Origin of the sequence: Streptomyces amritsarensis, assembly GCF_001953875.1 — a bacterium.
GTDB classification, from domain to species: domain Bacteria; phylum Actinomycetota; class Actinomycetes; order Streptomycetales; family Streptomycetaceae; genus Streptomyces; species Streptomyces amritsarensis.
On sequence record NZ_MQUR01000048.1, the window covers coordinates 1 to 21,807 of the forward strand.

Annotated in this window: 20 protein-coding genes; 10 read left to right on the forward strand and 10 right to left on the reverse strand. The window is 72.3% G+C overall.

The genetic code is table 11. The features are described from left to right. Positions 1-108 precede the first annotated feature (108 nt). Entirely contained in the window at positions 109-600 is a 492-nt protein-coding gene (locus AVW11_RS38040; RefSeq protein ID WP_234362207.1) for a gamma-glutamylcyclotransferase family protein, read from the reverse strand. Between the two features lie 310 nt (positions 601-910). Here AVW11_RS38040 and AVW11_RS20230 point away from each other — a divergent pair, with 310 nt between their 5' ends. Together AVW11_RS20230 and AVW11_RS20235 are read left to right on the forward strand one after the other, a co-directional pair. Continuing rightward, positions 911-1,453, forward strand: a complete 543-nt coding sequence (locus tag AVW11_RS20230; protein WP_063834909.1) for a hypothetical protein — start codon at positions 911-913, stop codon at positions 1,451-1,453. A 129-nt stretch (positions 1,454-1,582) separates the two neighbouring features. Further along, a complete protein-coding gene (locus AVW11_RS20235; RefSeq protein ID WP_076045133.1) occupies positions 1,583-2,212 on the forward strand; it encodes a class F sortase in 630 nt (209 codons plus the stop codon). Positions 2,213-2,225: 13 nt separating this feature from the next. Here AVW11_RS20235 and AVW11_RS20240 read toward each other — a convergent pair whose 3' ends face one another. From AVW11_RS20240 to AVW11_RS20250, 3 genes are all read right to left on the reverse strand, one after another. Beyond that, positions 2,226-3,002, reverse strand: coding sequence for a sulfite exporter TauE/SafE family protein (locus tag AVW11_RS20240; protein ID WP_060178081.1), 777 nt, complete (start codon positions 3,000-3,002; stop codon positions 2,226-2,228). 36 nt (positions 3,003-3,038) lie between these two features. Continuing rightward, complete coding sequence (locus AVW11_RS20245; protein WP_076045135.1) at positions 3,039-3,338, reverse strand: hypothetical protein; 300 nt, start codon at positions 3,336-3,338, stop codon at positions 3,039-3,041. A 168-nt stretch (positions 3,339-3,506) separates the two neighbouring features. After that, positions 3,507-4,802: a ferredoxin reductase family protein gene (locus tag AVW11_RS20250; RefSeq protein WP_060178080.1), complete on the reverse strand. Its 1,296-nt coding sequence runs from the start codon at positions 4,800-4,802 to the stop codon at positions 3,507-3,509. A 157-nt stretch (positions 4,803-4,959) separates the two neighbouring features. On the opposite strand from AVW11_RS20250, the gene AVW11_RS20255 reads away from it, so the two are divergent. The 3 genes from AVW11_RS20255 to nirD are packed head-to-tail and all read left to right on the forward strand — an operon-like array spanning position 4,960 to position 9,165. Further along, positions 4,960-6,309 carry an NAD(P)/FAD-dependent oxidoreductase gene (locus tag AVW11_RS20255; protein WP_076045137.1) on the forward strand — a complete coding sequence of 450 codons (1,350 nt, stop codon included), beginning with the start codon at positions 4,960-4,962 and terminating at the stop codon, positions 6,307-6,309. 1 nt (position 6,310) lies between these two features. Beyond that, positions 6,311-8,836: a nitrite reductase large subunit NirB gene (gene nirB, locus AVW11_RS20260; RefSeq protein ID WP_076045139.1), complete on the forward strand. Its 2,526-nt coding sequence runs from the start codon at positions 6,311-6,313 to the stop codon at positions 8,834-8,836. Then, positions 8,833-9,165 carry a nitrite reductase small subunit NirD gene (gene nirD, locus AVW11_RS20265; RefSeq protein ID WP_060178077.1) on the forward strand — a complete coding sequence of 111 codons (333 nt, stop codon included), beginning with the start codon at positions 8,833-8,835 and terminating at the stop codon, positions 9,163-9,165. The genes nirB and nirD overlap by 4 nt, the downstream gene beginning before the upstream one ends. Positions 9,166-9,186: 21 nt before the next feature. Here nirD and AVW11_RS20270 read toward each other — a convergent pair whose 3' ends face one another. Both AVW11_RS20270 and AVW11_RS20275 read right to left on the reverse strand, forming a co-directional pair. After that, positions 9,187-9,600 (reverse strand): VOC family protein, encoded by a 414-nt coding sequence (locus AVW11_RS20270; RefSeq protein ID WP_030841008.1) that lies wholly within the window; start codon positions 9,598-9,600, stop codon positions 9,187-9,189. Between the two features lie 140 nt (positions 9,601-9,740). Continuing rightward, positions 9,741-10,196, reverse strand: a complete 456-nt coding sequence (locus AVW11_RS20275) for a group III truncated hemoglobin (RefSeq protein ID WP_076045141.1) — start codon at positions 10,194-10,196, stop codon at positions 9,741-9,743. A gap of 441 nt (positions 10,197-10,637) precedes the next feature. On the opposite strand from AVW11_RS20275, the gene AVW11_RS20280 reads away from it, so the two are divergent. Continuing rightward, complete coding sequence (locus AVW11_RS20280) at positions 10,638-11,798, forward strand: alkaline phosphatase PhoX (protein ID WP_076045143.1); 1,161 nt, start codon at positions 10,638-10,640, stop codon at positions 11,796-11,798. A gap of 58 nt (positions 11,799-11,856) precedes the next feature. On the opposite strand, the gene AVW11_RS20285 is transcribed toward AVW11_RS20280, so the two are convergent. The 3 genes from AVW11_RS20285 to dusB form a co-directional block, all read right to left on the reverse strand. Beyond that, entirely contained in the window at positions 11,857-12,855 is a 999-nt protein-coding gene (locus tag AVW11_RS20285) for an ArsR/SmtB family transcription factor (protein ID WP_076045145.1), read from the reverse strand. A 392-nt stretch (positions 12,856-13,247) separates the two neighbouring features. Beyond that, positions 13,248-15,956 carry a pyruvate, phosphate dikinase gene (gene ppdK / locus AVW11_RS20290; RefSeq protein ID WP_030841001.1) on the reverse strand — a complete coding sequence of 903 codons (2,709 nt, stop codon included), beginning with the start codon at positions 15,954-15,956 and terminating at the stop codon, positions 13,248-13,250. A gap of 364 nt (positions 15,957-16,320) precedes the next feature. Further along, positions 16,321-17,463 (reverse strand): tRNA dihydrouridine synthase DusB, encoded by a 1,143-nt coding sequence (gene dusB, locus AVW11_RS20295; protein ID WP_030840998.1) that lies wholly within the window; start codon positions 17,461-17,463, stop codon positions 16,321-16,323. A 51-nt stretch (positions 17,464-17,514) separates the two neighbouring features. Between dusB and AVW11_RS20300 the strand changes: the two genes are divergently transcribed. Then, positions 17,515-18,963 carry an MFS transporter gene (locus AVW11_RS20300; RefSeq protein ID WP_030840995.1) on the forward strand — a complete coding sequence of 483 codons (1,449 nt, stop codon included), beginning with the start codon at positions 17,515-17,517 and terminating at the stop codon, positions 18,961-18,963. A 42-nt stretch (positions 18,964-19,005) separates the two neighbouring features. Here AVW11_RS20300 and AVW11_RS20305 read toward each other — a convergent pair whose 3' ends face one another. Continuing rightward, complete coding sequence (locus AVW11_RS20305) at positions 19,006-19,461, reverse strand: MarR family winged helix-turn-helix transcriptional regulator (protein WP_030840991.1); 456 nt, start codon at positions 19,459-19,461, stop codon at positions 19,006-19,008. 91 nt (positions 19,462-19,552) lie between these two features. Between AVW11_RS20305 and AVW11_RS20310 the strand changes: the two genes are divergently transcribed. Genes AVW11_RS20310 through AVW11_RS20320 form a run of 3 tightly spaced genes read left to right on the forward strand, consistent with a single transcriptional unit; the run spans position 19,553 to position 21,625 of the window. Beyond that, complete coding sequence (locus AVW11_RS20310; RefSeq protein ID WP_060178134.1) at positions 19,553-19,897, forward strand: DoxX family protein; 345 nt, start codon at positions 19,553-19,555, stop codon at positions 19,895-19,897. A gap of 54 nt (positions 19,898-19,951) precedes the next feature. Next, positions 19,952-21,010, forward strand: coding sequence for an aldo/keto reductase (locus AVW11_RS20315; RefSeq protein WP_076045147.1), 1,059 nt, complete (start codon positions 19,952-19,954; stop codon positions 21,008-21,010). Between the two features lie 21 nt (positions 21,011-21,031). Beyond that, positions 21,032-21,625: a TetR/AcrR family transcriptional regulator gene (locus tag AVW11_RS20320; protein ID WP_030840984.1), complete on the forward strand. Its 594-nt coding sequence runs from the start codon at positions 21,032-21,034 to the stop codon at positions 21,623-21,625. Positions 21,626-21,807 lie beyond the last annotated feature (182 nt).

Consider the following 21,807-nt stretch of genomic DNA (forward strand, 5'->3'; position numbering starts at 1 on the left):
TCGCAAGGCGGAGGGGCGTCCTCATACTGGGCGTATTCGGGCGTTCCGACAACGCAGCGAGGTGCCGTGGCTGTCGTCGTGCGCCCGCCGGGGATTACGGGACAGCCCTTAGGCCGAGGGCGTGCCTTCCGGGCCGGGTCCGAGCGGCTCGGCGGAGCGGTTGAACCAGTCGCCCCCGGGTATCTCCCTCCCCCTCTTCCGCAGGTCGCGGGCGATCAGCGGGGACGCCAGGTAGACCCAGGCGCGCACCGTGGTGCCGTCGGGGCGCAGGGCCTCGCGGGCGAAGCGGTCGTAGACGTTTCCGGGCCGACCCGGGCCTTCGTACTCCTCCAGGCGGTCCAGCTCGGCCAGCAGCTGCCGGTATGCGGCGGGCTCCGCGGTGATCAGCTCCCCCACGACGGTGGCACCCGGCCGGTGGACCGCGAACGGATAGCCCGGGCCGTCGTAGAGGACCGCGTCGGGCAGGGTGGCGGGCTCCTCGGATGCCGTGCGGCCGCGCAGGAACAGGTCGTGGTTGACCTCGCCGGGGCGCAGGGTCCCGTACACGAAGAACGGCAGTGCGGCGGTGGTCGTTCCCTGCGGCCGTCCGACCGATGTCACGGAGCCCTCCCTCGGGTACGGCGCAGCGCTCCGGGGCCGGGCCGGGAGTCCCGGCTTCGCTGCGTCCCACCACCGTACGCACCGCTGTGACCGACGCGGTGCCCGGCCCGTCAGCGGCGCCGGCGGCCGTCCGGGGCATCCGGTCACCCGGACGGCGCGGGCAGCCCGGATGGCTCCACACTGACCGTGACCTGCGGGAACGGACTGCCGCGGGGTGCGGCGAGGCATTCCTGACGGGACATCAGCAGGCGCGCGGCGGGCGGGCCGGGTTTCCTCGGATACACGACCCCGTGTCTTCAGGGAGAGTCCCATGCGCCGACGTACCGCACACGTGCTGACCGCGACCGCGTTGACCGCCGTCGCGTTCACCGGCCCGGTCGCGGGCGCGGTCGCCGCCGCGGACCTCGGCATGGTGGGCTTCGCGCCCGGGGACTTCGCCGCGCTGGAGGTGTGGCCGAAGTCGGCCGCCCCCGGTGCGACCGTCACCGTGAACACCACCGCCTGCGGCCCGGGCAGCCACGCCGACGGCGATGCCACCACGGTCGGCGGCGGCCGGTTCAAGCTGGTCCCGGGCACCCACAAGGAGGTGGTCGTGGGGCAGTTCCAGGTGGCCCGCGGCACCCGTCCCGGCACCTACGGCATCGGCGCGACGTGCGCGAACGGCAAGTTCGCGACGGGCGACCTGGTGGTCACCGAACGCGGCCCGCAGGGGCACGTCAACTCCGGGGTGGGCGGTGGCACGACCACCACGACCGACCCCGCCAAGATCGCGGCGGGAGCGGCCGTACTGGCCGCGACCGCCGTCGGCGGTACCTGGCTCCTGCGTCGCCGGGCGAGCGGCACGCGGAGCTGACGGACGCCCACCGCGGCTGCGGCCGCGGTCCGACCGGTACCGTCCCCCGTCGCCCGCCCCGCGAGGTCCCCCCGTTCGCGGGGCCGGGCGACGGCCAGTCACCTCGGACGAGAGGCGGAGGGGTACTCCATGGCCGGCGACTTCCGCCCGACCGCCCGCCACGGGGGACTCCTCGCGCTCGCCGCCTGCATCGGCATCTGGCTCGTGACCAGCGGTTCCCGGGAGCCGGTGGGGCCACCGCTGCCCTCCCCCGCCGAGGCCCTGACCGCCGCCGGGGTCCTCGGTCCCGGCATCGCCCCGCTTCCCGGCTCGCCGCCCGGCCGGATCCGGATCCCCGCCATCCGGGTGGATGCGCCGCTGGTCGGGCTCGGGCTGGACCGGGGCGGCCATCTCGAGGTGCCCCCGCCCGAGCGGCGGGACCTCGCCGGCTGGTACCGCGACGGCACCACCCCGGGCGCCACCGGCACCGCCGTGATCGCCGGGCACGTGGACGACGCCGCCGGGCCGGGAGTCTTCTACCACCTGGGCGCACTGCGCCGCGGGGCCGCGATCGAGGTCCCGCGGGCGGACGGGCGGACGGCCGTGTTCACGGTCCACGCGGTCGAGGTCCACGACGCCAGGGCCTTCCCCGACACCCGCGTGTACGGTCCTTCGCCGCGCGCCGAGCTACGGGTGATCACCTGCGGCGGCGGGTTCTCACCGCGTACGGGCTACCGCGGCAACGTGGTCGTCTTCGCCCATCTCACCGGGACGTACTGAGTCGCTCCGGCGGTCAGCCCCACTGCTCCAGGCCGAGCTTGACCACCAGTGCGCCGACCACGGTCAGCAGTACCCCGCGGACGAAGCCGCTGCCCTTCTTGAGTGCCATCCGGGCGCCGACCATGCCGCCGGCCAGGTTGAACACCGCCATCAGCGCGGCCAGTTGCCACAGCACCATGCCCTGGTAGGCGAACATCGCGAGCGCCCCCGCGTTGGTGCAGCAGTTGACGATCTTGGCGGTGGCGGAGGCGGTGACCAGGTCGAGGTGGAGCAGGGCCGTGAGGGCGAGCACCAGGAAGGTGCCGGTGCCCGGCCCGATGAGGCCGTCGTAGAAGCCGATGCCGAGACCGGCGAGCGCGATGGCGAGCAGGACCCGGGCGCGGCTGACGGGCGAGGCGGAGGGGGCGGTGCCGAAGCCGGGCCGGAAGAGCACGAACCCGGCGACGACCACGAGCACCACCATGATCAGCGGGCGGAGCGCGTCCTTGCTGATGCCGCCGGCGAGTGCGGCACCGCCCATCGATCCGGCGAGCGCCGCAAGGCCGATGCGGACGGCCAGCTTCACGTCGACCGGGGCCTTGCGGACGTATGTCACGGCCGCGCCGGCGGTACCGACGATGGCCACCGCCTTGTTCGTGCCGAGGACGGTGGCGGGGTGGGCGTTGGGCAGGCCCAGCAGGAGCGCGGGCAGGAGCAGCAGGCCGCCGCCGCCCACCACCGCGTCGATCCACCCCGCCGCCGCGGCCGCCACGCACAGCACGATGATCATGGTCGTTGATATGTCAGGCACGAACCGACCCTATGGAGCTGTCGGTGCATCGGCCATTCAATGCCCGGAAAGTTGAGCAAAGGTTGAGCCTTGCCGGGCCGGGACCCGGTCCGGAGCCACGGGAGCGGCCGGCTCCACGACCGCCGTGAGCGCGGTGGCGGCCAGCACACTGGCCGCCCCCAGCCCCGCCGCGAGCCGCCCCGCCGGGGGTACGAGGGCCAGCGCGGCCAGCACGGTCCGCACCGGCGAGGGTCTGCGGGGCTTGCGGTGCCGGGCGGCCGTGGTCGTGGCCGGGGCGGGGGCCGGGGCCGGCACCGCGGCGGGTACGGGCAGGGCGACGTGCAGAGGGTGGCGCATCGGGCGGGGACTCCTCGGGAACGCGGGCGGCGGAGTGCCGCGGGGGAAGCAGGGACTGCGGCGGGCGGTGGCGGATGCCGTCGGGACGGCGTCGGGAGGCGGTGCGCGGCGGGGGCGACGGTGCGCGGTGGGGGCGGCAGGATGCGGACCGGGCGCGTCCGGCCCGGCTCAGAAGCTGAAGCACTCCGAGTGGATCCGGCCGGCCGGCACCCCGGCCCGCAGCAGCGCGGCCCGGGTCGCCTCGGCCATCCCCGGCGGCCCGCACAGGTACACGTCGTGCTCGGCCAGGTCGGGCACCAGCCCGGCCAGCGCCTGCGGGGCCAGCGGGTCGTAGGCGGCGCCCGACGGTCCGAGCAGGTAGTGCAGCCCGGCCCGCCGCTCGGCGGCGATGGCCTCCAGCTCGGCGCGCAGCACCAGGTGCTCCTCGGCGCCGGCCCGGTAGAGCAGGGTGATGTCCCCGGGGCCGCCCGGCAGCGTCTCGAACAGGGCCCGCATCGGGGTGATCCCGACCCCGCCCGCGATGAGGAGCACTTTCGGCCGGGTCCGCCGGGCCGCGGTCAGCGCCCCGAAGGGGCCGGTGGCGAGGACCCGCGTCCCGGGACGCAGTCGGCGGATGCGGCGGGAGTGGCCGCCGAGCCCCTTCACGGTGATCCGCAGCGTGTCCCCGCGGACCGGCGCGGACAGCGAGAACGGCAGCGCCGTCGGCCACAGCCCCCGCTGCAGGAACCGCCAGCGCAGGAACTGGCCCGGCTCCGCGCGCAGTTCCGCCAGGTGCTCGCCCCGGACGACGACGGAGACGACCCCGGGGCCCTCGAAGCGGACCTCGGCGACCCGCAGCGCGTGCCGCAGGGCCTGGCGTACGGGCACCACGGCGCGGTACCAGACGAGCAGCACGGCGACCACGGTGTGGGCGAGCGCCCAGAACCAGGCCCCGGCGGCGAGGTCGGGCCCTGCGAGCTGGTGTCCGAATCCGAGGGCGGCCGCGAGGTATACGAGCAGGTGTACGCCGCGCCAGGTTTCGTAGGGCATCCGGCGGCGTACCGCCCGGGCGGAGGTCGCACCGACCGCGGCCAGCAGGACGGTCCCGGCCGCGGCGGCGGCTACGGCGGGGTAGCCGAGCAGCTCCCGGACGGCGCGGACCAGATCGGCCCCCGTGTGGACGGCGTATCCCAGCAGGGCGAAGAGTCCGTGCCCGAAGCAGAGGAGCAGGACGTGGCGGCCGCCGAACGCGTGCCAGCGGGCGAGCCGGTCGGCACCGACCCCGTGCTCGACCGCGGGCACCCGGGCCATCAGGAAGAGCAGCACCAGCACCCCGTAGCCGGCGAGCAGACCGGTCAGGTGCGCGGCGGTGGCGAAGAGCGCGTCGGGACGCGCCGAGGGCCGGACCTGCACCGCCCAGAGCAGGACCACCACCCCCGCCCCGCCCAGGATCCCGCTCCTGACCCGCCCCGCCGCATCTCGCATGCGGATCACGCTAAGGGCCCCGGCAGCGGCCCCGACGGCCTTTAAGGCGGCCTTGAGGAAGGCCTCACCGACCCTTAAACCCGGCGCTGAGGTCGGCGTTCCGTCCGGGTAACAACAGCGATGCGGCGGGGAAACAGCGGCCGCGCACCCTCATGGCATGACCTCGGAACAGCGTGTGGTGGTGATCGGCGGCGGCCTCGCGGGCCTGCGGCTCGCGGACCGGCTGGGCCCGGCCGCGACGGTGACCGTCCTCGGCGAGGAATCCCGCGTCCCGTACAACAGGGTCCTGCTCGCCGAGGTCCTCGCGGGCCGGTACGCGCCGGAGGTGACCGCGCTCCCGGCCCCCGGGCCGGCGCTGCGGCGCGGGGTCCGGGCGGTGCGCGTCGACCGGGCGCAACGGTCCGTGCACTGCGACGACGGCACGGTGGCCCCGTACGACACCCTGGTGCTCGCCACCGGTTCGAATGCGGTGCTCCCGCCGCTGCGCGGGCTGTTCGAGCCCGAAGGGCGGGATCTCCCCGACGGGGTCCACGCCTTCCGCACGATGGACGACTGCCTGGCCCTCTCGGCGGCCGTGCGCCCCGGGGTGCGGGCGGTCGTCATCGGCGGGGGCCTGCTCGGCGTCTCGGCCGCCCGGGCGCTCGCCGCGCGCGGAGCGGTGGTGGTCCTGGCCCAGCAGGGCGAGCGCCTGATGGAACGCCACCTGGACGCCGACGCCTCCGCCCTGCTCACGACCCACCTGACCGAGCTGGGCGTGGAGATCCACACCGAATGCCGGGTCCGCGGGCTCGTGACGACAGGATCGCCTGCGGCTGCGCTGCCGGGACTCCGCCCCGGACCCCCCGCCTCGGACACCGGCGGGGCCGGTCCCGCAGCCCGTCCGGCGTTCGAGGACCGGGTCCGGACGGCGCCCGGGACACGGCGCGGCGCCGACCCGGCGCGCAAGGTCACCGGCGTCGAGCTCGCCGACGGCTACCGGCTGGAGGCCGACATCGTCGTCCTCGCCTGCGGCGTACGCCCCCGCACCGGCCTCGCCAAGGCGGCCGGCCTGGACGTGCGCACCGGCATCGTGGTCGATGACCACCTGCGCACCAGCGACCCCCGCATCCACGCCATCGGCGACTGCGCCGAGCACGCCGGGCAGGTGTACGGCCTGGCCGGCGCCGCCCTGGAGCAGGCCGACGCGCTCGCCGCCGTCCTCACCGGGGCTCCCGCCCCGTACACCGGCACCCGGGCCCTGACCCGGCTCACCCTCGGCGGGGCCGGGAACGGCTCCCTGGACCTCGCCGCCTTCGGCGAGACCACCCCCCGACCCGGCGACGACGTGGTCCGCCTCGCCGACGCCACCCGGCGGACCTACCGCAAGGTCGTCCTGCGCGGCGACCTCCTCGTCGGCGGGGTGCTGCTCGGCGAGCTCTCCACGGTGGGCGCCCTCGCCCGCACCTGGGAGGGCGGGGAAGCGCCGCACGACCTGTTCCACCTGCTCACCGACGACGGAGGCCACTGACATGACCGAGCCCTCGCCCACGATCGTGCTCATCGGGCACGGCATGGTCGGCCAGCGCTACCTCGAAGCACTCGCCGAGCGCGGGATCACCGCCACGCACCGGATCACCGTGCTCTGCGAGGAGCCTCGGCCCGCCTACGACCGCGTGCACCTGACTTCGTACTTCTCCGGCAGCACCCCCGAGGACCTGTCCATGACGCCCGCCGGGTTCATGGAGCAGCACGGCATCGCCCTCCACCTCGACGACCCGGCCGAGCACATCGACCGGGCCGCCCGCACCGTCACCTCCCGCTCGGGGCGGGTGTTCCCGTACGACGTGCTGGTCCTCGCCACCGGCAGCTACCCCTTCGTGCCTCCCGTCCCCGGCAAGGACGCGCCCGGCTGCTTCGTCTACCGCACCATCGAGGACCTCCTCGCCATCGAGGAGTACGCGAAGGACAAGACCACCGGTGCGGTCGTCGGCGGCGGACTGCTCGGGCTGGAGGCCGCCGGCGCCCTCCAGGGTCTGGGTCTCGCCGCCCGCATCGTCGAGTTCGCCCCGCGGCTGATGCCCGTCCAGGTCGACGAGGGCGGCGGCGCCGCCCTGCTGCGCACCATCGAGTCCATGGGCCTCACCGTCCACACCGGTGTCGGCACCCAGGAGGTGGTGACCGGCGAGGACGGCCGCGTCAGCGGAATGCGGCTCTCCGACGGCTCGACCGTCGACACCGAGCTCGTCGTCTTCTCCGCGGGCGTCCGCCCCCGCGACCAGCTGGCCCGCGACGCCGGGCTGGACGTCGGCGAGCGCGGCGGTGTCGCGGTCGACGCCCGCTGCCTGACCTCCGACCCGCACGTCTACGCCATCGGCGAGTGCGCCCTGGCCGTCGACGGCCGCGTCTACGGCCTGGTCGCGCCCGGCTACGAGATGGCCGAGACCGCCGCCGACGACCTGCTGGGCCGTGCGAAGGAGTTCACCGGAGCCGACCTCTCCACGAAGCTGAAGCTGCTCGGCGTGGACGTTGCCTCCTTCGGCGACGCCCACGGCGCCACCCCCGACAGCCTCGACGTCGTCTGGTCCGACTCCCGTTCCGGGATCTACAAGAAGCTGGTGGTCTCCCCCGACGGCGTGCTCCTCGGCGGTGTCCTGGTCGGCGACGCCGACGCCTACGGCCTGCTGCGCCCGCTCACCGGCAGCGTCCCGCCCGTCGCACCCGAGCAGCTGGTCCTGCCCGCGGGCGTCGGCGCGCCCGTCGCGCTGGGCCCGTCCGCCCTCCCCGACACCGCGGTGATCTGCTCCTGCCACAACGTCACGAAGAAGGCCATCACCGCCTGCTCCACCCTCCCCGAGGTCAAGAAGTGCACCAAGGCGGGCACCGGCTGCGGAAGCTGCGTCAAGGTGATCGGGCAGCTGCTCCCGGCCGCCGCCGACAAGGGGCTGTGCGGCTGCTTCCCGTACACCCGCGCCGAGCTCTACGAGATCGTCCGCACCCGCCGGCTGACCTCGTACGAGGAGATCCTCGACGGCCACGGCCGTCCCGAGGCCCGCGGCGGCGACGGCTGCGAGGTCTGCAAGCCGGCCGTCGGCTCGATCATCGCCTCGCTCGCGGCGACCCTCGGCGCGAGCGGCTACGTCCTGGACGGGGGGCAGGCCGCTCTCCAGGACACCAACGACCACTTCCTCGCGAACATGCAGCGCAACGGCTCGTACTCGGTCGTGCCGCGGATCCCCGGCGGTGAGATCACCCCCGACAAGCTGATCGTGATCGGCGAGGTGGCCCGCGACTTCGGCCTCTACACGAAGATCACCGGCGGGCAGCGGATCGACCTGTTCGGCGCGCGCGTGGACCAGCTCCCGCGGATCTGGGCGCGGCTCGTCGACGCCGGATTCGAGTCCGGGCACGCCTACGGGAAGGCCCTGCGGACGGTGAAGTCCTGCGTGGGGCAGACCTGGTGCCGCTACGGCGTCCAGGACAGCGTGCGGATGGCCATCGACCTGGAGCTGCGCTACCGGGGATTGCGCGCCCCGCACAAGCTCAAGTCGGCGGTGTCCGGCTGCGCCCGCGAGTGCGCGGAGGCACAGAGCAAGGACTTCGGGGTCATCGCGACGGCGAGCGGCTGGAACCTGTACGTGGGCGGCAACGGCGGCGCCACCCCGCGCCACGCGGACCTCCTCGCCCAGGACCTGTCGGACGCGGAACTGATCCGGCTGATCGACCGGTTCCTGATGTTCTACATCCGCACCGCCGACCGGCTGGAGCGGACCTCCACCTGGCTGGAGCGGCTGGAGGGCGGCCTGGACCACCTGCGGGACGTGGTGGTCCACGACTCGCTGGGGCTGTGCGCGGAACTGGAGTCCCTGATGGCCGACCACGTGGCGCACTACCGGGACGAGTGGGCCGAGACGCTCCAGGACCCGGAGCGGCTGCGCAGGTTCGTGTCCTTCGTGAACGCGCCCGGCGCTCCCGACCCGACCGTGAAGTTCGTCCCCGAGCGCGACCAGGTCAAGCCCGACCTGGCCGTCCTGACCATAGGAGGTGCCGTCCGATGACCGTGGAACTGCAAGTGGCGCAGGGCTGGCTGACGGTGTGCGAGCTGTCGGCGCTCATTCCCGGGCGCGGCGTCGCGGCGCTGCTGCCCGACGGGAGCCAGGCCGCGGTGTTCGTCGACCGTGCGGGGCGGGCGTACGCCATCGGCAACCAGGACCCCTTCACCGGCGCGCAGGTGCTCTCGCGCGGCCTGGTGGGGGCGGCGGCGGGCCGGCCGTTCGTGGCCTCCCCGCTGCTCAAGCAGCGCTTCGACCTGGAGACGGGGCGCTGCCTGGACGACGAGGAGGTGGCGGTCCGCACCTATCCGGTGCGGACCGCCGCGACCTCCTGACCGCACGGGGTGGCCGGCCGGTCAGTCCTGCTTCTGGACCATGGCCGGGTCCATCCACATGATCTCCCAGGTGTGCCCGTCGAGGTCGTCGAAGGCACGGCCGTACATGACGCCGTGGTCCTGGGCCGGGCGGGGTTCGGTGGCGCCGGCCGCCAGGGCCCCGTCCACCAGCTCGTCGACGGCGGTGCGGCTCTCGGCGCTCAGGCACAGGAGGACCTCGGAGGTCTTCGTGGCGTCCGCGATCTCCTTGTGGGTGAAGTCCTTGTAGCGGGCCTCGGTCAGGAGCATCGCGACGATGGTGTCGCTGATGACCATGGAAGCGCAATTCTCGTCGGTGAACTGGGCGTTGAAGGAGTAGCCCAGCTTGCCCCAGAAGGCCTTGCTGGCGTCCAGGTCCTTGACGGGCAGGTTGACGAAGATCATGGTCGCGGACATCGAGGTCCCTCTCTCTTGCTGCTCGGTGCTCGGTCGGTGCTCGGCCGGTGCTTTCGAGAGGTAGACCGCGGGGCCGCGGGAAACTCATCGCTGCTCGCGCATTTTTCTGAGATTTTCTTCCGGACGGGCGAAACCGCAGGTCAGGCCGCCGAGCGGAGTTCGAGCGCCGCGAGGGGGACGAAGCCGGTGGTGCCTTCGCCGCGCAGGTCGGCGTCCGGTCCGGCGAGGCGCCGGTGGAGGGTCAGCGCGATCCGCTCGCCCTGGGCCTTGGCCCGTTCGGCGTTCGGGCCGCTGTGCAGTCCGTCGATCGTCGCGTGCCACAGCTGCACCCAGCGGCCGAAGTCGGCGGCGGTCAGTGCGCGCACCGAGTGCAGCGTGGCGTGCGGGGCGAAGGCGTTGCGCCGGTAGGGGGCGGTGCGGAAGAGGGCCCGCTCCCAGAAGTCGGCGATCCGGGGCAGGTGGTCGTCCAGGTCCGTGCCCGCGATGCGGGTGAAGAACGGACCGATCCGCGGATCGGCGAAGGCGGCCGTGTAGAAGCGGCGCAGCACGACGTCGAGGTCGGCCCGGCCCGAGAGGTCCGCGGCGGAGCGGTTCATCCCTCCACGGTCCTCCTCCGCCCGGCGCCTTCCCAGGGCCCAAAGTCCCGCCATGGGCCATTTCTCGCCACAGTGTGCGGACACCTCCTAAACCCCGGCGGCCGAGACAGGCCGGAACTGGTCGGTGGGATGCGCCGGGCGCTTCGCGGTGCGGGCGCCGGGCATCCGCGGTCTTCGCGGACGCGGCGCTGTGCGAACGCCGCCCGGCGCGGGCGGACCCGGCCCGCGGGATTCAGGCCGCGGCGCCGCCGGCGAGGTCCGCGAGGCCCTGGGGAAAGAATGCGCGGGCGTCCCGGAAATCCCCGCCGAAGGATTGAACGCCGCCGGTCGCTCGGGCGTAATGAGGATTTGGCGCCACGTCAACTGGCGTCTTCTAGGTTCCTCGACGCGTGCGACCCCGCGTCCGACCGGCCGCGGGGCCTTCCTCCCACAGGAGTGACCGTGGAACGTCGTACCTTCCTGCGCGGCGCAGTGATCGGTTCGTCGGCCGCCGCCTTCGGCGGCACGTTGATGCGCGGGGCGGCCTACGCGGCTCCCGCCCAGCCCGGCGCCGGCCCCTACGGGGCCCTCGGCGCCGCCGACGCCAACGGCATCATGCTCCCGAGCGGCTTCACCAGCCGGGTCATCGCCCGCTCGGGCCAGACCGTCGGCGGTACCTCCTACACCTGGCACAACGCCCCCGACGGCGGTGCCTGTTACGCCGACGGCTCGGGCTGGATCTACGTGTCCAACTCGGAGATCAACCCCTCCGGCGGCGCGAGCGCGGTGAAGTTCAACTCCTCCGGCACCGTCACCGGCGCCTACCGGATCCTGTCGAACACCCGGCAGAACTGCGCGGGCGGCAAGACCCCGTGGAACACCTGGCTGTCCTGCGAGGAGGTCAGCCTCGGCTACGTCTACGAGACCGACCCGTACGGCGTGAACGCGGCCGTCCGCCGGTCCGCGATGGGCCGCTTCAAGCACGAGGCAGCCGCCGCCGACCCGGTCCGGCAGGTGATCTACCTGACGGAGGACGAGTCGAGCGGCTGCTTCTACCGCTTCATCCCCACCACCTGGGGCAACCTCTCCTCCGGCACCCTCCAGGTCCTCAAGGCCGGAACGGCCACCTCCGGCTCCTTCACCTGGCAGAACGTCCCGGACCCGGACGGCTCCCCGACGGCGACCCGCAGCCAGGTCTCCGGCGCCAAGAAGTTCAACGGCGGCGAGGGCTGCCACTACGCCAACGACACCGTCTGGTTCACCACCAAGGGCGACAACCGGGTCTGGCAGCTCAACCTCGCGAACAACACCTACGAGCTGGCCTACGACGACTCGCTCGTCCCGGGCGGCGCGGCCCCGCTGACAGGCGTCGACAACGTCACCGGCTCCTCGTACGGGGACCTGTACGTCGCGGAGGACGGCGGCACCATGGAGATCTGCGTGATCACCCCGGACGACGTGGTGGCGCCCTTCCTGCGGATCACCGGACAGTCCTCCTCGGAGATCACCGGCCCCGCCTTCTCGCCCGCCGGGAACCGGCTCTACTTCTCCAGCCAGCGCGGCACGAGCGGCAGCTCCTCCGGCGGCATCACCTACGAGGTGACGGGGCCGTTCCGGACCTGACGGGCCTCCCGGCGGCCCCCGGCCCCCGGCCCTTGCCGGGCCGGGGGCCGTCGGCGTCTCAGGAGGCCACGGCCCCGCCCTTGAGCAGCGCGGCTCCCAGCGGGGTCACGGTGTGCAGGACGGCGTTGCCGCGGCGCAGGGTGGTGACCAGGCCCGCCTCGCGCATCACGCAGGCGTGCTGGCTCGCGGAGGCCAGCGAGACCCCGGCCCGGCGGGCCAGCTCGCTGGTGGTCGCACCGTCCCCTATGGCCCGCAGCACGACCGAGCGGGTGTGTCCGACGAGCTTGCCCAGGGTGCGCTGGCGCTGCTCCTCGATGGGCCGGGCGGCCTCGCCGCTGCCCGGCGCGGACGCCAGCTGCGCGGCGGCCGGGTAGACCAGCACCGGGGGCAGCTCCGGGTCGTGCAGGGTCACCGCGGTGCGCCGGCAGAAGAAGGACGGCTGGAGCAGCAGCCCGCGCCCCCGCAGCCGTACGTCGCGGTCCACGGGGTAGTCGCACTCCAGCACCGGGGCCCGCCAGCGCAGCATGGGCGGCAGCGAGGCCAGCAGCTCGTCGGCGCCGCCGTCGAGCAACGCGCGGCCGCGTGCCGCCCGTTCGGCTTCTATCTGGGCCTGTATGTGGGTCCAGTACGGCTCCACGGCCGCCCGGTGGTAGGCGCGCAGCTCACCCATCAGCCTCGGGAGCTGCTTGGTGCCGCCCTCCATGAAGTCCCGCAGCCTCGGTGGCACGGGCGCTCCGGCGCCCAGCAGCTGGAGCTCACGGCGCATGCGCTCGGGACGGATCCCGCGCAGCGCGTCGAGGCCCACGTCCCACCCGTACTGCCCCTCCACAGGGGTCAAAAAATCGGGGAAATAACCGCGACTCGGTATGAGCATACCGAGGGTGCGTGTTTCACTATTCAACCTGCTCCGGGTTTCCGTACGCCATTCACCGAACAACCGGGCATCGCGCCGGTCTCTTAAGCGGTGAAAGCTGAGAATCGTTTCCCACAACGCATCGGGACGCCCTGCCATCCGTACGCGTGCCAGGTCCACTCCAGTGAAATGGATACGCAGCACCGAACCCCCACCTGTGCAACCGCAATCCCCCCGCCCCATGAGTATGCACGCAGTCACACGTGGTCACCACGCCCTTTCGGCCACAGTTGAAACCCCTTTCGGCAGGGGCGTGACAACCGAAATCCTGTACTCCGCCGGGCACACTCCGGTGCGACCGAAACGCTCCGCGAAGGCCGTGGGGGGCTTTGCGGGGCCTGGCGGTCGGTCGCACCGGGAAGCGCCGACGTGCCCGGCAGAATGACAGCGGCGGTGGACGGGTGGGGATCCGTCCACCGCCTGCTGGCGTAAAGACTTGTTGAACAAAAAAATTGAGGCGCGCCCGCCCCCGGGCAGTCAGGGAACCCGGGGACAGGCGCGGTCTGTGGGACCCCTGTGCGGGGCGGTCCGGCGGGTCAGCGGCTGTCGCTGCCCGACGCCTCGGCGGCCGCACGGCCGGCCTCCAGGCGCGCCACCGGAATCCGGAAGGGCGAGCAGGAGACGTAGTCGAGGCCGACCTCGTGGAAGAAGTGGACGGACTCGGGGTCGCCGCCGTGCTCGCCGCAGACGCCGAGCTTGAGGTCGGGACGGGTGGCCCGGCCCAGCTTGGCCGCGTGCCGCACCAGCGAGCCGACGCCGTCCCTGTCGATGGTCTCGAAGGGCGAGACCCCGAAGATGCCCTTCTCCAGGTACGCGGTGAAGAAGCTGGCCTCGACGTCGTCGCGGGAGAAGCCCCACACCGTCTGGGTCAGGTCGTTCGTGCCGAAGGAGAAGAACTGCGCGGCCTCGGCGATCTGGTCGGCCGTCAGCGCGGCGCGCGGCAGCTCGATCATGGTGCCGATGGAGAGCTTGAGGGTGGTGCCGGTGGCGGCCTCGACCTCGGCGATGACCGCGTCGGCCTCCTCGCGGACGATCTCCAGCTCCTGGACGGTGCCCACCAGCGGGATCATGATCTCCACGCGCGGGTCGCCCTTGGCGTTCTTGCGCTCGGCCGCGGCCTCGGCGATCGCCCGGACCTGCATGGCGAACAGGCCGGGGATGACCAGGCCCAGGCGGACACCGCGCAGACCCAGCATCGGGTTCTGCTCGTGCAGCTTGTGGACGGCCTGGAGCAGGCGCAGATCGTTCTCGTTGGCGTCCTTGCGGGACTCGGCGAGGGCGACGCGCACCGAGAGCTCGGTGATGTCGGGCAGGAACTCGTGCAGCGGCGGGTCGAGCAGCCGGACGGTGACGGGCAGGCCGTCCATCGCCTCGAACAGCTCGGTGAAGTCCTTCTTCTGCAGCGGCAGCAGGGCACTGAGTGCCTCGTCGCGCTCGCCGTCGGTGTCGGCGAGGATCAGGCGCTCGACCATCTCGCGGCGCTCGCCGAGGAACATGTGCTCGGTGCGGCACAGGCCGATGCCCTGGGCTCCGAAGCGGCGGGCGCGCAGCGCGTCCTCGGCGTTGTCGGCGTTGGCGCGCACCCGCAGGCGGCGGACGCGGTCGGCGTAGGCCATGATCCGGTGCACGGCGGCGACGAGCTCGTCGGCGTCGTCGGCGCCGGCGTGCATGCGGCCCTCGAAGTACTCGACGACCGGGGAGGGTACGACGGGTACCTCGCCGAGGTAGACCTTGCCGGTGGAGCCGTCGATGGAGACGACGTCGCCCTCTTCGATGACCGTGTCGCCGACCGTCATGCGGCGGCGCTTGGTGTCGACGTCGAGCTCCTCGGCGCCGCAGACGCAGGTCTTGCCCATGCCGCGGGCGACGACGGCCGCGTGGGAGGTCTTGCCGCCGCGCGAGGTCAGGATGCCCTCGGAGGCGATCATGCCGTCCAGGTCGTCCGGGTTGGTCTCACGGCGGATCAGGATGACCTTCTCGCCGGAGCGGGACCACTTGACGGCCGTGTAGGAGTCGAAGACGGCCTTGCCGACCGCCGCGCCCGGGGAGGCGGCGATGCCGCGGCCCAGCAGGGTGGTCTTCGCACCCTCGTCGAAGCGCGGGAACATCAGCTGCGCGAGCTGGTGGCCGCTGACCCGCTGGAGGGCCTCGGCCTCGTCGATCAGGCCCTGGTCCACGAGCTGGGTGGCGATGCGGAAGGCGGCGCCGGCGGTGCGCTTGCCGACACGCGTCTGGAGCATCCACAGCTGACCGCGCTCGATGGTGAACTCGATGTCGCAGAGGTCCTTGTAGTGGGTCTCCAGCGTCGTCATGATCGTCATGAGCTGGTCGTACGAGGCCTTGTCGATGGCCTCCAGGTCCGCGAGCGGCACGGTGTTGCGGATGCCCGCGACGACGTCCTCGCCCTGGGCGTTCTGGAGGTAGTCGCCGTAGACGCCCGCGTGGCCGCTGGCGGGGTCGCGGGTGAAGGCGACACCGGTGCCGGAGTCGGGGCCGAGGTTGCCGAAGACCATGGAGCAGACGTTGACCGCGGTGCCCAGGTCGCTCGGGATGCGCTCCTGGCGGCGGTAGAGCTTGGCGCGGTCGGTGTTCCACGAGTTGAAGACGGCCTCGACGGCGAGGTCCATCTGCTCGCGGGCGTCCTGCGGGAACTCGCGGCCGGCCTCCTTCGCCACGATCTTCTTGAAGACCTTGACGAGCTTCTTCAGGTCGGCGGCGTCGAGGTCGGTGTCGACGGTGACCTTCTTGGCGGCCTTGGCCTCGTCGAGGGCGTCCTCGAAGAGCTCGCCCTCGACGCCGAGGACGGTCTTGCCGAACATCTGGATCAGGCGGCGGTAGGAGTCCCACGCGAAGCGCTCGTCACCGGCCTGGGAGGCGAGGCCGGTGACCGACTCGTCGGAGAGGCCGATGTTGAGGACGGTGTCCATCATGCCGGGCATCGAGAACTTGGCGCCGGAACGCACGGAGACCAGCAGCGGGTCGTCCGACTGGCCGAGCTTCTTGCCCATCTTCGACTCGAGGGCGGCAAGGTGGGCGCTGACCTCGTCGCGCAGCGCGGCCGGGGCCGAGCCGCTCTCGAGGTAGACCTTGCAGGCCTCGGTGGTGATGGTGAAGCCGGGAGGGACCGGCAGACCCAGGTTGGTCATCTCGGCGAGGTTGGCTCCCTTGCCGCCGAGAAGGTCCTTGAGGTCGCGGTTGCCCTCGGTGAAGTCGTAGACGAACTTCTGATCTTTGTTTTCCGACACGGGTCTCGACTCCTCGAGGCTCGGTGGCTGCCCTGACGGCCAGGAACATACCCAGATCGAAGGCTTCTGGGTACGTCCACTTGGCCGTCATACGGCTGTTACCACCCGTGCGCCAGCAGATCGAAAGTAACCCAGGGGTCATCAGAAAGGACCAAGAGCGTTCAGGTCCCGAAGGGCGAAGGGGCTCCTGAGGCTTGTTCATGCTCGGATGAGCGATCATCGATACATTTGCGTTCAAGTCTTGAACGCACAAAGGGTGGCACCCAGTGCCACCCTTTGAAAGTCTTACCCGTGACTTACGCGCTCATCTGAGCGAAACCTCTCCCATGCGTGGCGTATATCACGCACCACGGAGGGCGATTTGTCAGCCTCCGGAGGTGTCCAGTTCCGCGTCCTCGCTCACACCCGCGCAGTCGTACGGGTCCTTCAGCCAGCCGTCCGGCAGGACAACCCGGTTGTTTCCGGACGTCCGGCCGCGGGGGCCGTCGGCGCTCTCCGGCCATGCTTGATCCAGATCGAGCTCGCTCAGATGAGCGTTCAGCTCGGCCAGCGAAGAGGTCACCGCGAGCTTCTTGCGCATCTCGGATCCGACCGAGAAGCCCTTGAGGTACCAGGCGACGTGCTTACGGAAGTCGATCACGCCGCGCGTCTCGTCGCCGATCCACTCCCCCAGCAGCTGGGCGTGCCGGTGCATGGTCTGCGCGACCTCGCGCAGACCGGGCTTGTGGAAGTCCTCGGGCCGCCCCTCGAAGGCCGCCACCAGGTCGTTGAACAGCCACGGCCGACCCAGGCAGCCGCGTCCCACGACCACGCCGTCGCAGCCGGTCTCGCGGACCATCCGCAGCGCGTCCTCGGCGCACCAGATGTCGCCGTTGCCCAGCACCGGTATCTCCGGCACGTGCTCCTTGAGCCGCGCGATGGCGTCCCAGTCGGCGGTGCCGCCGTAGTGCTGCGCGGTGGTCCGCCCGTGCAGGGCGATCGCGGTGACCCCCTCCTCGACGGCGATGCGGCCGGCGTCGAGGTAGGTGAGGTGGTCGTCGTCGATGCCCTTGCGCATCTTCATGGTCACCGGCAGGTCGCCGGCCCCGGCGACGGCCTCGCGCAGGATCGCGCGCAGCAGGTTGCGCTTGTAGGGCAGGGCCGAGCCGCCACCCTTGCGGGTGACCTTGGGGACCGGGCAGCCGAAGTTGAGGTCGATGTGGTCGGCGCGGTCCTCCTCGACGATCATGCGGACGGCCTTGCCCACCGTCACCGGGTCGACCCCGTACAGCTGAATCGACCGGGGCTTCTCGGTCTCGTCGAAGTGGATCAGCTGCATGGTCTTCTCGTTGCGCTCGACCAGGGCGCGGGTCGTGATCATCTCGCTCACGAACAGCCCCTTGCCGCCCGAGAACTCCCGGCAGAGGGTACGGAACGGGGCATTGGTGATGCCGGCCATGGGCGCGAGCACCACGGGGGGCTGCACGGTGTGCGGGCCGATCGCGAGAGGCGGGGGGAGCGTGGTCATCCGCCCATTGTCCCGCATGCCGAGGGGGTCGTGCGGACGTAGCATCGGCGCATGATCGAGCCGAGTCACCGGCAGCGCATGATCGTCCTGTCGATCTGCTGCATGAGCCTGCTCATCGTCAGCCTCGACAACACCGTGCTCAACGTCGCGCTCCCGTCGATGCGCCGCGAGCTCGACGCCTCGGTCGCGGGGCTGCAGTGGACCATCGACGCCTACACGCTCGTCCTGGCCTCGCTGCTGATGCTCGCCGGCTCCACTGCGGACCGGATCGGCCGCCGCAAGGTGTTCGTCGCCGGCCTGCTGGCCTTCGGCCTCGGCTCGCTGCTGTGCTCGCTCGCGCCGAGCCTCGGTTGGCTCATCGTCTTCCGGATGGTGCAGGCGGTCGGCGGCGCGATGCTCAACCCCGTCGCGATGTCGATCATCACCAACACCTTCACGGATCCGGCCGAGCGGGCCCGGGCCATCGGCGTGTGGGGCGCGGTGGGGGGCATCTCCATGGCGGCGGGCCCCCTGATCGGCGGGGTCCTGGTGGACACCGTGGGCTGGCGTTCGATCTTCCTGATCAACCTGCCGATCGGCCTGGCGGCGCTCGTGCTGACCCTGCGCCACATCCCCGAGTCCCGGGCGGCCCGGCCGCGCCGCCCGGACCCGCTGGGTCAGGTGCTGGTCATCGCGCTGCTCGGCAGCCTGACGTACGGGATCATCGAGGCGCCCGCAGCCGGCTGGAACTCCCCGCTGATCATGGGCTGCGCGGTGGTGGCCGTCGCCTCCTTCGTCGGACTGCTGGTGCACGAGCCCAGGTGCGCGGAGCCGCTGATCGACCTCAGGTTCTTCCGGAGCGCGCCGTTCAGCGGCTCGACGATCATCGCGATCAGCGCCTTCGCCGGGCTGGCCGGCTTCCTCTTCCTCAACACCCTCTACCTCCAGGACGTCCGGGGGCTCAGCGCCCTGCACGCCGGGCTGTACATGCTGCCGATGGCCGGGCTGACCGTGCTGTTCGCGCCGCTGGCGGGGCGGCTGGTGGGCAGTCGGGGGCCGCGGATCTGCCTGCTGATCGCGGGGGTGGCGATGGCCGCGAGCGGGCTGCTGTTCGCCCTGTTCGAGGCGGAGACCTCCAACCCGCTGCTCTTCACGGGGTACGTGCTGTTCGGGCTCGGCTTCGGCATGGTGAACGCGCCGATCACCAACACGGCGGTATCGGGGATGCCGCGCTCCCAGGCGGGTGTCGCGGCGGCCATCGCCTCCACCAGCCGGCAGACGGGCGGCACCCTGGGCGTCGCGGTCATCGGCTCGGTGCTGGCGGCGGGGCTGGCCGGCGGCGCCGACTTCTCCGGCGCGGCCCAGCCGGCCTGGTGGATCATCACGCTGTGCGGGCTGCTCGTCCTGGTCGTGGGCGCGGCGACGAGTGGCAGCTGGGCCCGCGGTACGGCGGAACGCACGGCCCGCACCCTGGAGCAGTCCAGCGGGCCCGCCGCGGCCGTGGGTTCTCCGCGCGCCTAGAGCGGATCCGGGCGGCGGGCGGGGCGCCTCCGGGGCGGGCCCCTACTCGCCGCAGTCGAAGTCCTCGGCCGAGGTGTTGACCCGGTCGAGGAGAGCGCGCAGGTGGTCGCGCTCCTGAGCCGACAGGCTCGCGAACATGCCGTCCTCGACCTCGTCGAGGGCGGCGTTCGTCTTCTCCAGGGCGGCCTGCCCGGCGGGGGTGATGCCCACGTTGTGCCGGCGCCGGTCTGCGGGGTCGCGGCGGCGTTCGGCGAGGCCCTCGCCCTCGAGGTCGTTCAGGACCCCTACGAGGACGCTCGGGTCGACCTCCAGCCGGTCGGCGAGCGCCCGCTGGCTGATGGGGCCGCCCGCCAGGTGCATCAGCGTCATCGCGTGCCGCGGGGTCAGCCCGGCCGCGCCGAGGGCGTGCTTCATGCGGGTCTGGGTGACCGCTCCGTGCCAGGCCAGCAGCAGGCCCAGTCGCTGCGGAGGGTGCGATCCGTCCTGGTCTGCCGTCATGGTCCACATCGTAGCGCCCGAGAAATGATTGCGTCGGATAGATCGTTGATGCTATTCAATGATCTGACACCCCAAATCGTTGGAGCTCTTCATGTTCATCGCCTACGCCGTCGTCGGCTGTCTGCTCGCACTCGTCCTGACCGCCTCCGCCGCCTTCACCCTGCAGCGCAACGACCAGATCGTCGCGAGCATGCAGAAGGTCCGCGTCCCCGACTCCTGGCTGCCGCGGCTGGCCACCCTCAAGGCCGCCGGTGCGATCGGCCTGGTCGCCGGCCTGTGGATCGCACCGCTCGGCGTGGCAGCCGCGATCGGCGTGACCCTCTACTTCGTCGGCGCGGTCGCCAGCCACCTCCGGGTCAAGGACTACGAGCTCGCCCCGGCGGCCGTACTGGCGGCCGTCGCGGCGGCGGCCCTGGTTCTGCGCGTCCTCGCCTGACCCTGACGGGTGACAGATATTGAAATCTGTCACCCGTCATGCCATGGTCGTTGCATGACGAAGAACGAGAGCATCGACACGACCACTGCCGCTGCCACGACCGGCCGCCGCCTCGGCAGCACCGGCCCGTCCGTCTTCCCGCTCGGGCTGGGATGCATGGGGATGTCCGCCCTGTACGGGGAGGCCGACCGCTCAGAGTCCGTCGCGACCCTCCACGCCTATCTGGACGCCGTCCCCGAGGGCGCGCACGCGCTGCTCGACACCGGCGACTTCTACGGCATGGGCCACAACGAACTGCTGATCAACGAAGCACTGCGCACGGCTCCGGCCGCGGCCCGCGACCGGGCGCTGACCAGCGTCAAGTTCGGCGCACTGCGCACGGTCGAGGGCGGCTTCACCGGCTACGACGGCCGTCCCGAGGCCGTCAGGAACTTCCTCGCCTACTCCCTCCAGCGACTCGGCCGGGACCACATCGACATCTACCGGATCGCCCGGGTGGACCCGGACGTGCCGATCGAGGAAACCGTCGGGGCCATCGCGGAGGCGGTGCAGGCCGGGCACGTGCGCCACATCGGCCTCTCCGAGGTCGGCGCCGACACCTTGCGCCGGGCCGCCGCAGTGGCCCCGATCTCCGACCTGCAGATCGAGTACTCGCTGATCTCCCGCGGGATCGAGGAGAAGATCCTGCCGACCGCCCGTGAGCTCGGCATCGGCATCACGGCGTACGGGGTGCTGTCCCGCGGCCTGATCAGCGGCCACTTCTCACGCGACCGCGCGCTGGCCCCGGGCGACTTCCGCGGGATGAGCCCGCGCTTCCAGGGCGAGAACCTCGAACGGAACCTGGACCTCGTCGACGCCCTGCGCAAGGTCGCCGAAGACAAGGGCGTGAGCGTCGCCCAGGCCGCCATCGCGTGGGTGCTCTCGCGCGGTGTGGACATCGTGCCGCTGGTGGGCGCCCGGCGCCGGGACCGCCTCGCCGAGGCACTGGGTGCCATGGACATAGCCCTCAGTCCGGCGGACCTGGCCGCCATCGAGGAGGCCGTGCCGGCCGGTGCGGCGTCGGGCGAACGGTATCCGGCGGCGCAGATGGCCCACCTCGACAGCGAGCACTGAGCTGGCGGTACGGTCGTACCCATGCCACCCGCTGCCGCCGAGCCCCTCACCCCCGATCGCATCCTCGAGACCACCGAGGAAGTCCTGCGCCGCTTCGGCCCCACCAAGGCGACCGTGGTGGATGTGGCGCGCGCCCTGGGCGTCAGCCACGGCAGCGTCTACCGGCACTTCCCGTCGAAGGCCGCGCTGCGCGAGGCGGTCACCGACCGCTGGCTCGCCAAGAGCGTCGTGATGCTGGAGCAGATCACCTCGGCTCCCGCCGGGAGCGCGCCCTCCAAACTGGAGGCCTGGCTGGAGGCTCTGTTCGAGGCCAAGCGCCACAAGGCCGGCGACGATCCCGAGCTGTTCGCGACGTACACGGTGCTCCTCGCCGAGAACAGCGGGACGGTGGAGCAGCATCTGACCGAGCTGATCGACCAGTTGGCCCGGATCATCGCCCAGGGAGTGGCCGACGGTTCGCTCGCGGCGGCCGACGTACCGGCAGCGGCCCGTGCTGTCTTCGACGCCACCGGCCGTTTCCACGACCCGCAGTACGCGGCAGAGTGGTTCTCCCCCACCATCGTCGCGGAGTTCGAGGCGGTCACCGCCCTGGTGATCCGGGGCCTGCGCGCCTGACGCACCCGGATCGTCCCGAACGGGCCGACCGGCACGGCACGACCCGGGCCTCGGCACGCGAGGGCGGCGCGGCCGCCCTCGTGGACGGCCGGCGCTCGCAGGCCGAGGGGCCGAGGGCGAGAGGCCGGCCGCCGGCAGTCGGCAGAACGGCCGGTGGCCCGGCGCGCAGGTGCGCACCGGGC

Coding starts and splice junctions, on each gene's coding strand:
- AVW11_RS20305 (WP_030840991.1), bottom strand. CDS start 19,461: ATGACGGCAGACCAGGACGGATCGCACCCTCCGCAGCGACTGGGCCTG.
- AVW11_RS20255 (WP_076045137.1), top strand. CDS start 4,960: ATGACCTCGGAACAGCGTGTGGTGGTGATCGGCGGCGGCCTCGCGGGC.
- AVW11_RS20315 (WP_076045147.1), top strand. CDS start 19,952: ATGACGAAGAACGAGAGCATCGACACGACCACTGCCGCTGCCACGACC.
- dusB (WP_030840998.1), bottom strand. CDS start 17,463: ATGACCACGCTCCCCCCGCCTCTCGCGATCGGCCCGCACACCGTGCAG.
- AVW11_RS20310 (WP_060178134.1), top strand. CDS start 19,553: ATGTTCATCGCCTACGCCGTCGTCGGCTGTCTGCTCGCACTCGTCCTG.
- AVW11_RS20300 (WP_030840995.1), top strand. CDS start 17,515: ATGATCGAGCCGAGTCACCGGCAGCGCATGATCGTCCTGTCGATCTGC.
- AVW11_RS20320 (WP_030840984.1), top strand. CDS start 21,032: ATGCCACCCGCTGCCGCCGAGCCCCTCACCCCCGATCGCATCCTCGAG.
- AVW11_RS20235 (WP_076045133.1), top strand. CDS start 1,583: ATGGCCGGCGACTTCCGCCCGACCGCCCGCCACGGGGGACTCCTCGCG.
- AVW11_RS20275 (WP_076045141.1), bottom strand. CDS start 10,196: ATGAACCGCTCCGCCGCGGACCTCTCGGGCCGGGCCGACCTCGACGTC.
- AVW11_RS20230 (WP_063834909.1), top strand. CDS start 911: ATGCGCCGACGTACCGCACACGTGCTGACCGCGACCGCGTTGACCGCC.
- nirD (WP_060178077.1), top strand. CDS start 8,833: ATGACCGTGGAACTGCAAGTGGCGCAGGGCTGGCTGACGGTGTGCGAG.
- AVW11_RS20250 (WP_060178080.1), bottom strand. CDS start 4,802: ATGCGAGATGCGGCGGGGCGGGTCAGGAGCGGGATCCTGGGCGGGGCG.
- AVW11_RS20245 (WP_076045135.1), bottom strand. CDS start 3,338: ATGCGCCACCCTCTGCACGTCGCCCTGCCCGTACCCGCCGCGGTGCCG.
- nirB (WP_076045139.1), top strand. CDS start 6,311: ATGACCGAGCCCTCGCCCACGATCGTGCTCATCGGGCACGGCATGGTC.
- AVW11_RS20270 (WP_030841008.1), bottom strand. CDS start 9,600: ATGTCCGCGACCATGATCTTCGTCAACCTGCCCGTCAAGGACCTGGAC.